This is a genomic window from Thermomonas flagellata, from assembly GCF_022419185.1.
In the GTDB taxonomy this organism is placed as follows: Bacteria; Pseudomonadota; Gammaproteobacteria; order Xanthomonadales; family Xanthomonadaceae; genus Thermomonas; species Thermomonas flagellata.
Genome location: NZ_JAJOZK010000002.1, coordinates 71,063 through 84,989 on the forward strand (window position 1 = coordinate 71,063; position 13,927 = coordinate 84,989).

13 protein-coding genes are annotated in these 13,927 nt (G+C 72.4%); 4 read left to right on the top strand and 9 right to left on the bottom strand.

Annotated elements, in window-relative coordinates; genetic code table 11:
- The first annotated feature begins 49 nt into the window (after window positions 1-49).
- A complete protein-coding gene (locus ML340_RS02545) occupies window positions 50-1,867 on the top strand; it encodes an SLC13 family permease (protein WP_240096363.1) in 1,818 nt (605 codons plus the stop codon).
- Between the two features lie 10 nt (window positions 1,868-1,877).
- Here the strand turns inward: ML340_RS02545 and ML340_RS02550 are convergent, their stop codons facing one another.
- Entirely contained in the window at window positions 1,878-2,987 is a 1,110-nt protein-coding gene (locus ML340_RS02550) for a PA0069 family radical SAM protein (RefSeq protein ID WP_240096365.1), read from the bottom strand.
- A gap of 50 nt (window positions 2,988-3,037) precedes the next feature.
- Here ML340_RS02550 and cls point away from each other — a divergent pair, with 50 nt between their 5' ends.
- Genes cls through ML340_RS02565 form a run of 3 tightly spaced genes read left to right on the top strand, consistent with a single transcriptional unit; the run spans window position 3,038 to window position 5,569 of the window.
- Window positions 3,038-4,480 (top strand): cardiolipin synthase, encoded by a 1,443-nt coding sequence (gene cls / locus ML340_RS02555; protein WP_240096367.1) that lies wholly within the window; start codon window positions 3,038-3,040, stop codon window positions 4,478-4,480.
- A 58-nt stretch (window positions 4,481-4,538) separates the two neighbouring features.
- Window positions 4,539-4,814 carry a hypothetical protein gene (locus ML340_RS02560; protein WP_240096369.1) on the top strand — a complete coding sequence of 92 codons (276 nt, stop codon included), beginning with the start codon at window positions 4,539-4,541 and terminating at the stop codon, window positions 4,812-4,814.
- The gene (locus ML340_RS02565) at window positions 4,811-5,569 is read left to right on the top strand and encodes a pyridoxine 5'-phosphate synthase (RefSeq protein WP_240096371.1); all 759 of its coding nucleotides are present in this window, start codon (window positions 4,811-4,813) and stop codon (window positions 5,567-5,569) included. Before ML340_RS02560 ends, ML340_RS02565 begins: the two co-directional genes overlap by 4 nt.
- Window positions 5,570-5,635: 66 nt before the next feature.
- Here the strand turns inward: ML340_RS02565 and ML340_RS02570 are convergent, their stop codons facing one another.
- The 8 genes from ML340_RS02570 to recF form a co-directional block, all read right to left on the bottom strand.
- Complete coding sequence (locus ML340_RS02570) at window positions 5,636-6,052, bottom strand: ExbD/TolR family protein (RefSeq protein ID WP_240096373.1); 417 nt, start codon at window positions 6,050-6,052, stop codon at window positions 5,636-5,638.
- Window positions 6,053-6,064: 12 nt separating this feature from the next.
- Window positions 6,065-6,496, bottom strand: a complete 432-nt coding sequence (locus ML340_RS02575) for an ExbD/TolR family protein (RefSeq protein WP_240096375.1) — start codon at window positions 6,494-6,496, stop codon at window positions 6,065-6,067.
- A 27-nt stretch (window positions 6,497-6,523) separates the two neighbouring features.
- Window positions 6,524-7,282, bottom strand: a complete 759-nt coding sequence (locus ML340_RS02580) for a MotA/TolQ/ExbB proton channel family protein (RefSeq protein WP_240096377.1) — start codon at window positions 7,280-7,282, stop codon at window positions 6,524-6,526.
- An 84-nt stretch (window positions 7,283-7,366) separates the two neighbouring features.
- The gene (locus tag ML340_RS02585) at window positions 7,367-8,050 is read right to left on the bottom strand and encodes an energy transducer TonB (protein WP_240096379.1); all 684 of its coding nucleotides are present in this window, start codon (window positions 8,048-8,050) and stop codon (window positions 7,367-7,369) included.
- A 149-nt stretch (window positions 8,051-8,199) separates the two neighbouring features.
- Window positions 8,200-9,321, bottom strand: a complete 1,122-nt coding sequence (locus ML340_RS02590; RefSeq protein WP_240096381.1) for a tetratricopeptide repeat protein — start codon at window positions 9,319-9,321, stop codon at window positions 8,200-8,202.
- Between the two features lie 112 nt (window positions 9,322-9,433).
- Entirely contained in the window at window positions 9,434-10,222 is a 789-nt protein-coding gene (locus ML340_RS02595) for a M48 family metallopeptidase (RefSeq protein WP_240096696.1), read from the bottom strand.
- Window positions 10,223-10,238: 16 nt separating this feature from the next.
- The gene (gene gyrB, locus ML340_RS02600) at window positions 10,239-12,713 is read right to left on the bottom strand and encodes a DNA topoisomerase (ATP-hydrolyzing) subunit B (RefSeq protein ID WP_240096383.1); all 2,475 of its coding nucleotides are present in this window, start codon (window positions 12,711-12,713) and stop codon (window positions 10,239-10,241) included.
- Window positions 12,714-12,788: 75 nt separating this feature from the next.
- Window positions 12,789-13,901, bottom strand: coding sequence for a DNA replication/repair protein RecF (gene recF, locus ML340_RS02605; RefSeq protein WP_240096385.1), 1,113 nt, complete (start codon window positions 13,899-13,901; stop codon window positions 12,789-12,791).
- Window positions 13,902-13,927: the final 26 nt, after the last annotated feature.

Genomic DNA, 13,927 nt, shown 5'->3' on the forward strand with positions numbered 1-13,927 from the left:
TAAACCCCTTGTGCAGATGGCCGTGGCGGGCGATGCCACAATGGCGGGCATGCTCGCCGCCCATCCCCTGCTGTGGTCGCAGCTCGCCTTCGCCCTGATCCTGGCCGGCGGGCTGTACCTGTTCATCAGCGAGAAGCTGCGGATCGACGTCACCGCGATGCTGATCCTGCTGGCGCTGGTGCTGACCGGCATCCTCGACGAAAAGCAGGCACTGTCCGGCTTCGCCAGCGAGCCGGCGATCATCGTCGCCTCGGTGTTCGTGATCTCCGGCGCGCTGGCGGCGACCGGAGTGACCGAGCACATCGGCGTGTGGATCGGGCGCGCCGGCGGCCGCACCGAGTGGCGCACGATCGCGGTGGTGATGCCGCTGGTCGCGCTGCTGGCCTCGTTCACCCACCACGTGATGGTCACCGCGATGATGCTGCCGCTGCTGCTCAAGCATGCGCGCGACCACCACCTGCCGGCCTCGCGTCTGCTGATGCCGATGTCGCTGGCGGCCTCGCTCGGCACCACCCTGACCCTGGTCAGCGCACCCGCGTTCCTGCTCGCCAACGACCAGCTGCAGCGCGCCGGCGCCGAGGGCCTGGGAATCTTCGCGATCACTCCGATCGGGCTGGCGCTGGTGGTGGTCGGCACTGGCTACATGCTGGTCGCGCGCTGGTTGCTGCCCAAGCGCAGCGGCGAGCGCGGCGAGGACGACTACCTGCGCCTGGGCCGCTTCCGCACCGAGCTGGTGGTGATCCCGGGCGGGCAGTGGTGCACCCGCACCCTGGCCGAGATGCAGAAGGCGATCGGGCCCTCGGTACAGGTACTGGGCTGGCTGCGCGACGGGGTGCCGCGCACCGACCTGACCGCGGCCAGCCCGCTGCTCGGCAACGACGTGCTGCTGATCGAGGCCGGCGCCGACGAGTTGATGTCGCTGCACGAGGACCCGGGGCTCGACCTCAACGCGATCGCCCGCTTCGGCGAGCAGCTCAGCGGCGAGGGCCACCCGCAGCTGGTGCAGACGGTGGTCGCGCCGGGTTCGGAGTTCATCGGCCGCAGCATCCGCGAGTTGGACTTCGCGCGCCAGTTCCACGCGATCGTGGTCGGGCTGTGGCGGCGCAGCGGGCCGATGGGCGGGCGCCTGTCGGACGCGCGCCTGCAGGAGGGCGATCTGTTGGTGCTGTGGGGACGGCCTTCGCGCTTCGCGGAGCTGGCGACCCACCACGGCTTCCTGCTGCTGGCGCCGTTCACCGGCGAGGCCAAGCGCCGCCTGCGCGCGCCGCTGGCGCTGGCCATCCTCGCCGCGACCGTGCTCGCCGCCGCGACCGAATGGCTGCCGCCGCCGCTGGCGTTCCTGCTCGGCGCGGTGGCGATGGTGGCCACCGGCTGCATCGACGTGAAGCAGGCCTACCGCGCGATCGACGTGCGCATCTTCGTGATGATCGCCGGGGTGATCCCGCTCGGGATCGCGATGGAGCAGACCGGCACCGCCGACCTGCTGGCGACCGGGCTGGCGCAGCTGGTCGCGCACTGGCCGCCGCTGGCGGTGCTGCTGGTGATGTTCACCGCCGCCGCGCTGCTGACCCAGCCGATGTCGGATTCGGCCACGGTGGCCCTGCTCGGACCGGTGGCGATCGCGCTGGCGCAGGTGCTGGACCTGCCGCCGACCCCGTTCGTGGTGTGCACCGCGCTCGGTGCGGTGGTCGCATTCCTGACCCCGATCGGGCACCACGGCAACCTGCTGATCCTCGGGCCCGGCCAGTACCGCTTCGGGGATTTCCTGCGCGTGGGGCTGCCGCTGACCGTGGTGATCGGCTTCGTCAGCGCGTGGATGGCGCGCTGGCTGTGGCTGGGCGGCCCGCTGCTGCCGGCGTTCGGATGAGCGCGCGGCCCTAGAACAGCGTGCCCTGCGGCGATGCCGGCCGCGGCGGCGCGAACAGATCGGAGCGCAGCGGCGGCAGCGCGCCGTAGCCCAGGCGCCGGCAGGTCTTGGCGAAGCGCGCGGCGAGCAGGTCCGCCAGCGGCCCGCTGCCGCGCTGGCGATGGCCGAAGCGGGCGTCGTAGTCGCGCCCGCCGTGCATCTGCCGCAGCAGGCCCATCACCCGCGCCGCGCGCTCGGGTGCGTGCCGCTGCAGCCACTGCCGCCACAGATCCTTCAGCTCGTGCGGCAGGCGCAGCAGCACGTAGCCGGCGGCCTGCGCGCCAGCCGCGCGCGCCGCGGCGAGGATGCGTTCGAGCTCGGCATCGGTCAACGCCGGGATCACCGGCGCCACCAGCACGCCCACCGGCACCCCGGCCGCGCGCAGCGCGGCGATCAGCCGCAGGCGCGCATGCGGGGCCGCGGCGCGCGGTTCCAGCCGCGCCGCCAAGCCGTTGTCGAGGGTGGTGACCGACACGTGCACCTGTACCAGGCCCTCGCGCGCCAGCGCCGCCAGCAGGTCCAGGTCGCGCCGCAGCGCGCTGCCCTTGGTGACGATGCTCACCGGATGGCGCGCCGCCAGCAGCACCTCCAGGCAGGCGCGGCTGATCCCGTGGCGGCGCTCGATCGGCTGCCAGCCGTCGGTGTTGATCCCCAGCGCGATCGGCGCCGGCAGGTAGCCGGGCCGGGCCAGCTCGGCGCGCAGCACCTCGGCGGCATTGGTCTTGGCGAACAGGCGGGTCTCGAAGTCCAGCCCCGGCGACAGGTCGAGGTAGGCGTGGGACGGCCGCGCGAAGCAGTAGGCGCAGCCGTGCTCGCAGCCGCGGTAGGGGTTGACCGACTGGCGCAGCCCGAGGTCGGGCGACGCATTGCGGCTGATCACCCGGCGCGCGCGCTCGACGCGGACCTGCGTCGCCGGCGCGGGCGGCGGCGCGCCCTCGTCCAGGGCCGGGTCCCAGCCATCGTCCTCCGCCTCGATCCGGGTGCGGGCGAAGCGCCCGGGCGGGGCGCTCGCAGCGCCGCGCCCGCGCAGGGGGGCGGGCGGGTGTTCGCTGCCGGTGCCACCGTCACGTGCCATTGCCATCGCGGCAGCCTACCCTGTGCCTGTCGCACCCGCCGCGACGGCCCTCACCGATGCCCGACGTCCTGCTCAGCCTGTGGACGGCGCTCGCCGCGGTCCCGCACCTGCGGCTCTACCTGACCCTGGCCTGGCTGGCCTACCTGGTCGGGCTGGGGGTGTGGATCGTGCTGCAGAAGCGCGAACCGGTCGCGACCCTGAGCTGGCTGCTGGGCCTGGCCGCCCTGCCCTACCTGGGCCTGGTGATCTACCTCGTATTCGGGCCGCGCCGGCTGCAGCGCTACCGGCTGCGCCGCGCGCGGGTGCGCGCCGACCTGCCGGGGCGGCTGCCGGCCGGCGACCCGGACACGCTGGAACTGGCGCGCCTGGCCGAGGCCACCACCGGGCTGCCGCCGACCACCGCCACCCGCGCCGACTGGCTCGTCGACGGCAGCGCGACCTATGCCGCGCTGCTGGAGGCGATCGCGCAGGCGCGCCAGCACGTGCACTTGGAGTACTACATCTTCCAGCCCGACCGTAGCGGTGCGCTGCTGCGCGACGCCCTGGTCGAACGCGCGCGCGCCGGGGTCAAGGTGCGGCTGCTGCTGGACGCGGTCGGCAGCAGCGCCACCCCGCGCCGGTTCTTCGCCCCGCTGCTCGCCGCCGGCGGCGAGCTGGCCTGGTTCCACCCGCTCCGCTTCGGCCGCATCTGGGAGCGCACCTGGATCAACCTGCGCACCCACCGCAAGCTGGTGGTGGTGGACGGCGCGGTCGGCTTCACCGGCGGCATCAACATCACCGACGAGGAGAACGACGCCCTGCGCGCGGATGCCTACCGCGACCTGCACGTGCGGGTCGAGGGCGAGGTGGTGCGCGCGCTGCAGCGGGTGTTCGTGGAGGACTGGGCCTATGCCAGCGGCCAGCGCGACTTCCTCGCCGAAGTCGCGCGCCAGACCCCGCCGGCGGCGCCGGGCGCGATCGCGGTGCAGGTGGTCACCGCCGGCCCGGACGCGCCGTGGGAGCCGATCCACCGCCTGCAGGTGGCGGCGATCCACGCCGCCCAGCGCCGCGCGTGGCTGGCCACCCCGTACTTCGTGCCCGGCGAGGCGGCGCTGATGGCGCTGACCTCCGCCGCGCTCGGCGGGATCGACGTGCGCCTGCTGCTGCCGCGCCAGTGCGACAGCCGGCTGGTCACGCTGGCCGCGCGCTCCTACTACGACACCCTGCTCGAGGCCGGGGTCAAGATCCACGAGTACGGCCCGCGCATGCTGCACACCAAGGCCCTGCTGGTGGACGACGACTTCGCGCTGGTCGGCAGCGCCAACTTCGACCACCGCAGCTTCCGCCTCAACTTCGAGCTGGGCCTGGCCTTCCACGACCGCGGGCATGCCGCGGCGCTGGCGCGGCTGCTGGAGGGGGAGCTTGCGCATGCGCCGCGCGTGCACCGCGAGCGCGCGCGCCCGCTGTTGACGGCGCGCCTGCCCGAGGCCTTCGCCCGCCTGCTCTCGCCGCTGCTGTGAGCTGCGCCGCGCGCGCCGCGGGCGTACACTGCCGGCGGACGCCCCGGGGGTGCTGCGCATGCACTGGCTTTACCTGCTCTTGGCCGCGCTGGCCATGCTGTTCGCCTTCAAGACCACCTCGGTCGCGCTGATGGTGGTCGCCCTGTTGCTGGCGCTGGTGCTGTTCGTGCTGTGGGCGATGGCCCTGTACGCCAGCCGCATGGCCGGGCGCGAGCGCGACCCGGCGAGCATGATCGACCCGGCCGAGCTGCGCCGCCTGCGCGAGCAGGCGGAGGCGCTCAAGGCCGCCGGGCGGCGGCTGGACAAGCTGGACGAACCGCCCTCCGCGCCGTGAGCTGCCGGCTCAGCGTCAACCTCAACAAGGTCGCGCTGCTGCGCAATGCGCGCGGCGGCCGCGAACCGGACGTGGTGCGCGCCGGCACTGCGTGCCTCGACGCCGGTGCGCACGGGCTGACCGTGCACCCGCGCCCGGACGCGCGCCACATCCGCGCCGACGACGTGCACGCGCTGGCCGCGCTCTGCCGCGCGCGCGGCACGGAATACAACATCGAGGGCAATCCGTTCGCGCCGCCGCGCCCCGGCTATCCCGGCCTGCTGGCGCTGTGCGAGGCGGCGCGCCCGACCCAGGTCACCCTGGTCCCGGACGCGGACGGCCAGCTGACCTCCGACCACGGCTTCGACTTCGCCCGCGACGGCGCCGCGCTGCGCCCGCAGATCGCCGCGTTCAAGGCATTGGGCTGCCGGGTCAGCGTGTTCGTCGACGTCGGCAACCCCGAGGTCGCGCAGGCCGCCGCCTGCGGCGCCGACCGCGTCGAGCTGTACACCGGGCCGTACGCCAAGGCCTTCGCCAGCGGCGACCCCGCCCCCGCGCTGGCTGCCGCCGCCGCCACCGCGCGCCTGGCGCAGGCCGCCGGGCTCGGGGTGAATGCCGGGCACGACCTCGACCAGGCCAACCTCGCGCCTTTCCTGGCCGCGGTGCCCGGCGTGCTGGAGGTCTCGATCGGGCACGCCCTGATCGGCGAGGCGCTGTATGCGGGCCTGGTGCCGACGGTGCGCGCCTACCTCGCCCTGCTCGCCGCGGCGGCATGAAAAAACGCCGCCCGGGCGGGCGGCGTTGCGTCATCCACGACGGGCTCGCTCAGCGGAGCCGGGCTGTCAATTGTTGTTCTGCACGAAGCCGATCTTCTGCATGTCGGCGTTCTTGGCCGCGGCCAGCACCTTGGCCAGCACCCCGTACTGCGCGTCGTCGTTGGTGTCGATCTGCAGCTCGGGCTGGTTGGTCGGGTCGCGCGCGACCTCGTCGCGCATCATCTTCTCCAGCATGTTGATCGCGGTCGGGCTGTCGTTCCAGTAGACCTGGCCGCTGGCGTCGATCCGCAGGCGGATCGGCTCCGGCGGTTCCTTCGGGTTCTCCGGCGGCTTCTCGGTCTTCTGCGGCAAATCGACGTCGACCGGCACCGACTGGATCGGCATGGTCACCATGAAGATGATCAGCAGCACCAGCATCACGTCCACCAGGGGCGTGACGTTGATGTCGGCCATCGCGCCGCTGGTATTGCTCGAAAATGCCATGGCGGGGACTCCTTACGGCTGGCCCTTCTTGGGCGGCGTGGTGATGAAGCCGACCTTGGCGATGCCCTGTTGCTGGGCGACCTTCACGATGTCGTTGACGATCCTGTAGGCCGTGGTCTTGTCGGCGCGGATTTGCACCGGCGGCTGCGGGGTCTTCTGCGCCTCCACCGACAGGCGGCTTTCGATCGCCGCCTTGGTGGAAGGCTCGTCGTTGAGGAACAGCTGGCCGTCCTCGGTGATCGAGATCGTGATCGGCGTGGCCTGCTGCTTCTTCTCTTCCTTCTTCTCGACGTTGGCCTCCGGCAGCTGCACCTTGACCTTGTGGTTCATCAGCGGGGTGGTGATCATGAAGATGATCAGCAGCACCAGCATCACGTCCACCAGGGGCGTGACGTTGATCTCGGCCATCGGGCCGCCGCTGCTGTTACCGGAACTGAAGGCCATGGCGGTGCTCCGTCTGCTGTGCGCCGATCAGCGCTTGCCGGCGACTTCGCCGACGCGCGAGCCGGTGGCGAAGAAGTCGTGCAGGTCGTGCGCGAAGGCGTCGAACTGGTTGTTGGTCACCCGGTTGATGCGCACGAAGAAGTTGTACGCCAGCACCGCCGGGATCGCCACGAACAGGCCGATCGCGGTCATGATCAGCGCCTCGCCCACCGGGCCGGCGACCGCGGAGATCGACGCGTCGCCCGAGGAGCCGATCTTGATCAGCGCGTGGTAGATGCCCCACACGGTGCCGAGCAGGCCGACGAACGGCGCGGTCGAACCGGTGGTCGCCAGCACGGTCAGGCCGTTCTCCAGGCGCGAGGACTCGCGGGTCACCGCCTGGCGCAGGGCGCGGTCGACGAACTCGGAGCGGTTCAGCGACTCGGCCAGGCGCGAGCCGTCCTGGCGCGCGTGGTGGGCGGCCGCCTGGGCGGCGTCCAGCGCGATCTTGGAGAACGGCTCGGAGGCCGGCTGCTCCTCCATGAAGCGGATCGCGTCCTGGGCATTCGGGGTCTCCCAGAAGGTGCTGATCACCTTGTCGGCGCGGCCGCGCAGGCGCGTGTTCTTGATGAAGTTGACGATGATCCAGTACCAGGACATCACCGACATCACCGACAGGGTGATGAAGACGGCCCAGCCGACCACGTCGAAGTTCTGGATCAGATGGTCGAAGCCCATCTGCTGCAGCGCGGCGGCGTTGTTGCCTCCGGCGGCGGCAGGTGCGGCAGCAGTCGTTTCTTGCAACATACGCTTACCTTTGGATGTCGTGGATGGAGTGGAAGAAAGGAACGTTGGCGAGGGTGGAGCGGGTGGAACGCGGGGAAGAAACCGTCACTGGATCTTGAAGTCCACCGGCACGCGCACGCGGCTGGCGACCTTCTGGCCGTTCTTGACTTCGGGGTTGAAGCGCCAGCGCCGCGCGGCCTGGACCGCGGCGCGGTCGAGGTTGCGGTTGCCGCTGGACTTCTCGACCTCGACGTCCAGCACGTTGCCGCTGGCGTCGATGCTGACGATCAGCACGGTGGTGCCCTCGATCCCGCGGCGCATCTCCTCCGGCGGGTACTTGGGCGGGTTCATCGCGCGCGAGGACGGGTCGACGCTGGAACCGATGTCGGCGACCGCGGCCGGCGGCGCGGGCGGCGCCGGCGGCGGCGCGGCGACGTCGACCGGACGGGATTCGGACAGCACCACCGGGGGCTGCTCCGGCGGCGGCGGCACCGGCGTCGGGCGCGGCGGCGCCAGGGTCTTGGGCGGGGTGATCTGCTTGGGCGGCTCCGGCGGCGGCGGCGGCGGCGGGGGCGGCGGCGGCGGCGGTTCGATGAAGGTGACGCTGACCACGTCCTCCTTCTCCTGCTCCGGCGCCGGCGGCGCGATCGGCGCCAGCAGCAGCAGCAGGGCGGCCGCGTGCAGGGCAAGCGCGAAGCTGATGCCGGCGATCCGCGGCCAGCTCAGGCCGGTCTCGCGTTCGCGTTCTTCGGAGGTCTCGGTGTGGGCGAGATCGAGATCTTGCGTCATGCGCACGGCTCTGGTGTGGGGGACCCGCGCGCACCGCGGCGGGATCTTGCAACGCGGCCAGCCCGGCCGCAGGAACCACCTAGTTTATACAATCCCGCGCGAGGGTTCCAACCACCGGCGCGCGGCGGGCGGCGCGCCGGCGCGCCGCCTCACTTGGTGGCGAGGATGCGCTTGGCCTCCTCGGGCTTCTTCACGCCCTTGTCCAGCGCCTTCTGCGCGGCCACCTTGGCCTCCGCCTTGCGCCCGGCCATCACCAGCACCTTGGCCTGGTTGAGCCAGGCCTCGCCGTCGGCCGCCATCGGCGCCGCCTTGCCGTACAGCTCGATCGCCAGCGGCAGCTTGTCGTCCATGTAGGCGTTCTGCGCCAGCACCATGTAGTCGCGCGCCAGCTCCGGGCCCGGCTGCAGGATGCCCTTGGCCTGGCCCTCCTCCATCACCCGGCGCGCGTCGTCCCAGCGCTGGGTGTTCATGTAGCCGGTGTAGAGCACGCGCAGCTCGCGCGGCTCGGTCAGCATGCCGCGCTTGTAGCCCTGCTCGAGCAGTGTGTTGGCCTCGTCGAACTTGTCCGCGGCCTGCAGGGTGGCGACCGCGTTCATCAGCATGCGCTTGTCGTCCGGGTTCTTCGCCAGCAGCGCCTTGTAGATCGCCAGCGCCTCGTCGTTGCGGCCGAGGTTGGCGAGGATGCTGGCGCGCAGGCTCTGGTGCTCGGGCTTGTCCGACTTGGTCTCGGCCAGGAAGCGGTCGAGGGTGGCCAGCGCATCGGCGTACTTCTGCCCGCTGTACTGCAGCACCACCAGGTTGTACATGACCGCGAAGTGGCTGTTGTTGTCCAGCCCGTTGGCGTCGACCGCCTTGCGGAAGAACTCGGCGGCGCGGTCGGGCTGGTCGAGGTCGGCGGCGGCGTTGCCGGCCACCGAATAGGCATAGCTCTTGTCGTAGGCGCCGGCGGCGGGCATCGCCGCGATCGCCTCGGCCTTGGCGATCACCTCCTCGTTCTTGTGCTCTTCGAACAGCTGCTGCAGCTCCTGCAGCTGCTTGACCAGCTTGGGGTTGGCGCGCGCCTCGGGCGCGCTGCGCGTGGCGTTCGGGTACAGCGGCGCCGGTTCCTGCGCCTTGCCGGCGTCCTTGCCCTTGCCGAGCTCGGCCATGCGCTTGGCGCGCTGCTCGCGCATGCTGCCGGCGTCCTGCGCCTGCGCGGCGGGGACGGCGAGCAGCGCGGCGAGCGCGGCGGTCAGGGCCAGGGTCAGCGGGCGGCGGAGCGGGGTGTGCATGGGACGACCTCGGTGGGACGAGGGTGCGCAGCGCGCACCCGGATGGGGATGTGCACCCTAGCAGACCGGCGCGGCGACGGCGACCTCGGCCGCATGACAGCGCGACCGCGGTTCACCCGCAGCGCGGCACCAGGCCGCGCCGACGCGCCTGCTCCCACACCGGCAGCAGGCCGTCCGCGCGCGCCTGCAGCTCGCGCAGGCGGCTGCTGGGATCGGGATGGGTGGACAGCCAGCGCGGCGGGCGCGCGCCGCCGAGCGCCTCTATGTTGCGCCAGAGCGCGACCGCGGCGCGCGGGTCGAAGCCCGCCTCCGCCATCAGGCGTTGCCCGACCACGTCGGCCTCGGCCTCCTGCGCGCGCGAGTTGGGCAGCAGGAACCCGGTCTGCGCGAGCAGCGAGCCGCCCTGGGTGGCGAGCTGGCCGTAGTCGCCGGCAAGCGCGCCCAGCAGCTGGACCGCGCCGGCGGCGCCGAGCTGGCGGGTGATGCGCTCGTCGTGGTGGCGCGCGATCACGTGCCCGATCTCGTGCGCCAGCACCGCCGCCAGCTCGTCCTGGGTGCGCGCGACCCGGAAGATGCCGGTGTTGACCCCAACCTTGCCGCCAGGCAGGGCGAACGCGTTGGGCTCGTCGTTGACGAACACCGCGGTCTCCCACGGCACCTGCCGCCACTGCGGCGGCAGTTCGCGCGCCAGCGCATCGGTCACGCAGGCCACGTAGCGCTGCTGCGCCGGCGGCGCCAGCCGCTGGCCGGCCTTCTGCTCGGCGAAGGCTTTGGCGCCCAGGGCATCCAGCTGCGCCTGCGACACCGCGCCGACGTACTGGGTGCGCCCGGTCGGCGAGGTGGTGGTGGCGCAGGCCGCCAGCAGCAGCACCAGCAGCGGGGCCAGCCGCGACGCACGCAGGCGGCCGCGCGCCGGTTCAGACGTCGAGATTGGCGACCTTGAGCGCATTGTCCTCGATGAATTCGCGGCGCGGCTCGACCACGTCGCCCATCAGGGTACTGAAGATGGCATCCGCCGCCACCGCGTCCTCGATCCGCACCTGCAGCAGGCGCCGGGTCTCCGGGTTGACCGTGGTCTCCCACAGCTGCTCCGGGTTCATCTCGCCCAGGCCCTTGAAGCGCTGGATCTGGCGGCCCTTCTTGGCCTCCTCCAGCAGCCAGGCGCGCGCCTCGGCGAAACTGGCGATCGCCTGCGCCTTGTGGCCGCGCGCGATCCGCGCGCCGTCGCGCACCAGCCCGTGCAGGAGCGCGGCGGCCTCGCGCACCGGCTTGAGCTCGCCGTGCTCGAACAGCGCCTGCGGCAGCACTTGGGTGGTGTGCTCGCCCATGTGCCGGCGCTCCACCCGCAGCGCGGGCGGATGCCCGTCCTGGCCGGACTGCCAGGCGAGCGCGTACTGCGGGCGGCCCAGGCCGCCGCGGTTCAGGCGCGCCGCCAGCGCGGCCAGCGCCGGGCCGGGGTCGCCGTGCGCGGCCACGCCGGCCGCGTCCAGCGGCGGGAAATCGACCAGCGCCGCCAGCAAGGCGGCGTCGTAGCGCTGGGCCTGGCGCGCGATCGCCTCGTGCGCGCGCGCATGCGCCAGCAGCAGCTGCTCCAGCGCCGCGCCCTCGATCGGCGGCTCGCCCGCGGCCGGGACCAGCGCCGCGCCCTCGACCGCGCTGCTGGCCAGGTAGGCCTCGAGCGCGGCGTCGTCCTTGAGGTACAGCTCGTTCTTGCCCTGCTTGACCTTGTACAGCGGCGGCAGCCCGATGTAGACGTGGCCGCGCTCGATCAGCTCCGGCATCTGCCGGTAGAAGAAGGTCAACAGCAGGGTGCGGATGTGGCTGCCGTCCACGTCCGCGTCGGTCATGATGATGATGCGGTGGTAGCGCAGCTTGTCCGGGTTGTACTCGTCCTTGCCGATGCCGGTGCCGAGCGCGGTGATCAGGGTGCCGACCTCGGCGCTGGAGAGCATGCGGTCGAAGCGCGCGCGCTCGACGTTGAGGATCTTGCCGCGCAGCGGCAGCACCGCCTGGTTCTTGCGGTTGCGGCCCTGCTTGGCGCTGCCGCCGGCGGAGTCGCCCTCGACGATGAACAGCTCGGACAGCGCCGGGTCCTTCTCCTGGCAGTCGGCCAGCTTGCCCGGCAGGCCGGCCACGTCCAGCGCGCCCTTGCGCCGGGTCAGGTCGCGCGCCTTGCGCGCGGCCTCGCGCGCGCGCGCGGCCTCGACGATCTTGCCGGCGATCGCGCGGGCCTCGTTCGGGTGCTCCTGCAGGAACTCCTCCAGGCGCGCGGACACGATCGCCTCGACCACCGGGCGCACCTCCGAGGACACCAGCTTTTCCTTGGTCTGGCTGGAGAAGCTGGGGTCGGGCACCTTCACCGAGAGCACCGCGATCATGCCCTCGCGCATGTCGTCGCCGGACAGCGCCACCTTGGCCTGCTTGGCGATCCCGTTCTGCTCGATGTACTGGGTCAGGGTGCGGGTCAGCGCCGCGCGGAAGCCTTGCAGGTGGGTGCCGCCGTCCTTCTGCGGGATGTTGTTGGTGAAGCAGAACATCGTTTCCTGGTAGGCGTCGGTCCACTGCAGGGCGACCTCCACCGCGATTCCGTTCTGCTCGCCGCCGACCGCGATCACGTGCGGATGCAGCGGGGTCTTCAGCTGCGCCAGGTGCTCGACGAAGCTGCGGATGCCGCCGGCGTACTGGAACAGGTCGCGGCGGCCCTCGCCGCGCTCGTCCGGGCGCTCGTCGATCAGGGTGATGCGCACCCCGGAGTTGAGGAAGCTCAGCTCGCGCAGGCGGCGGGCGAGGATGTCGTAGTGGAAGCGGGTGTCGCTGAAGATCTCCGGCGACGGCCAGAAGCGCAGGGTGGTGCCGCGCCGCGCGCCCTGCTCGCCGACCCGCTGCAGCGGGTACTGCGGCTCGCCCAGCGCGTACTCCTGGCGGAAATGCCCGCCGTCGCGCCAGATCTCCAGCAGCAGGCGGTCGGACAGCGCGTTGACCACGCTCACGCCCACCCCGTGCAGGCCGCCGGAGACTTTGTAGCTGTTGTCGTCGAACTTGCCGCCGGCATGCAGCACGGTGAGGATCACCTCGGCCGCCGAGCGCCCTTCCTCCTTGTGGATGTCCACCGGGATGCCGCGGCCGTTGTCGGCCACGCTGACCGACCCGTCGGCATGGATGGTCACCACGATGTCGTCGGCATGCCCGGCCAGGGCCTCGTCCACCGCGTTGTCCACCACCTCGAACACCATGTGGTGCAGGCCGGTGCCGTCGTGGACGTCGCCGATGTACATGCCCGGGCGCTTGCGGACCGCCTCCAGGCCGCGCAGGACGGTGATCTTGCTGGAATCGTAGGCCGAGCTGGGCTGGCCGGCCGCGGCCGGCGGCGGGGACAGGGGGGCTTGCGACATCGGCGCGGGACTCTCCACGGGCGTGCCGTGGCACGCCGCGACACACTAATTCAAAAGGTGTGGCGAGTATAGCAATCAATGCGCGCGCCCTCCGGCCAGGCGCAGCGCCCCGTGTTCCACGTGGAACACCGCGGCCGGCGCCGGCAGGTCCCCGAGCGCCGCAAGATCGGTGCCGGTGATCAGCACCTGCGCTCCGCTCCCGGCCAGCAGCGCCAGCACCTCGGCGCGGCGTGCGGCATCCAGTTCGGACGCCAGGTCGTCCAACTGCAGCACGGGCCAGGCCCCGTGCAGCTCGGCCAGCTGGCCGGCCTGCGCCAGCAGCAGCGCGAGCGCCACCAGCTTGGCCTGCCCGCGCGAGAGCGCTTCGCGCCCCGGCAGCGCAGAGAACGCCAGCTGCAGCTCGGCGCGGTGCGGGCCGAGGCTGGTGTGCCCGAGCTGGCGGTCGCGCTCGCGCGCCAGCAGCAGGGCATCGGCCAGCGCCAGCGCGTCCGACCGCCAGCCGGGCTGCAGCGCCAGCCGCAAGGTGCCGGCGGCCGGCAACAGCGCCGCCAGCGTCGCGGCCACGCGTGGCTGCAGCGCCTCCACCTGCTGTTGGCGATAGCGGGTCAGCGCCTCCCCGGACTGGGCGAGCTCGTGCTCCCAGGCCTCCAGCTCCCCCTGCCCGCCGCGCTGGCGCAGCAGGGCGTTGCGCTGCTTGAGCGCGCGCGCATAGCGGCGCCAGACCGGCAGGAAGCCGCCGCCGTCCGCCGCGCCGCGTTCCACGTGGAACAATCCCCAGTCGAGGTAGCGCCGGCGGTGCTCGGCACCTCCCTGCACCAGGGCATGGCTGCCCGGTTCGAAGCTGACCACCGCCAAGGCGGCGCACAGGTCCGAGAGCTGGGCGACCTCCGCCCCGTCCAGCCGCGCCTGCCACTGACTACCGCTGTGGCGGAGCCCGGCGCCGCGCCGGCGACCGCCGGGCTCGCGCCACTGCAGATGCACCTGCAGTTCGAGGGCGCCGACCCGCACCAGGCCATCGCGCACGCGCCCGCGGAAGCTGCGCGCATGCGCTAGCAGGTGGACGGCCTCGAGCACGCTGGTCTTGCCGGTGCCATTGTCGCCGACCAATACATTGAAGCCGGGCGCGGGCTGCCAATCGACCGCGCGCAGGCTGCGCAGATCTTGGACGCGCACGCGCTCGATCAGCATCGCCGCAGCTCCGGCCGCAAAGACCG

Bases quoted from the DNA above. Each gene is read 5' to 3' on its own strand.
- recF (WP_240096385.1), bottom strand. From the start codon at position 13,901: ATGCTGATCGAGCGCGTGCGCGTCCAAGATCTGCGCAGCCTGCGCGCG.
- ML340_RS02545 (WP_240096363.1), top strand. From the start codon at position 50: ATGCTCGCCGCCCATCCCCTGCTGTGGTCGCAGCTCGCCTTCGCCCTG.
- ML340_RS02590 (WP_240096381.1), bottom strand. From the start codon at position 9,321: ATGCACACCCCGCTCCGCCGCCCGCTGACCCTGGCCCTGACCGCCGCG.
- ML340_RS02550 (WP_240096365.1), bottom strand. From the start codon at position 2,987: ATGGCAATGGCACGTGACGGTGGCACCGGCAGCGAACACCCGCCCGCC.
- ML340_RS02575 (WP_240096375.1), bottom strand. From the start codon at position 6,496: ATGGCCTTCAGTTCCGGTAACAGCAGCGGCGGCCCGATGGCCGAGATC.
- ML340_RS02585 (WP_240096379.1), bottom strand. From the start codon at position 8,050: ATGACGCAAGATCTCGATCTCGCCCACACCGAGACCTCCGAAGAACGC.
- ML340_RS02580 (WP_240096377.1), bottom strand. From the start codon at position 7,282: ATGTTGCAAGAAACGACTGCTGCCGCACCTGCCGCCGCCGGAGGCAAC.
- cls (WP_240096367.1), top strand. From the start codon at position 3,038: ATGCCCGACGTCCTGCTCAGCCTGTGGACGGCGCTCGCCGCGGTCCCG.
- ML340_RS02570 (WP_240096373.1), bottom strand. From the start codon at position 6,052: ATGGCATTTTCGAGCAATACCAGCGGCGCGATGGCCGACATCAACGTC.
- ML340_RS02560 (WP_240096369.1), top strand. From the start codon at position 4,539: ATGCACTGGCTTTACCTGCTCTTGGCCGCGCTGGCCATGCTGTTCGCC.
- gyrB (WP_240096383.1), bottom strand. From the start codon at position 12,713: ATGTCGCAAGCCCCCCTGTCCCCGCCGCCGGCCGCGGCCGGCCAGCCC.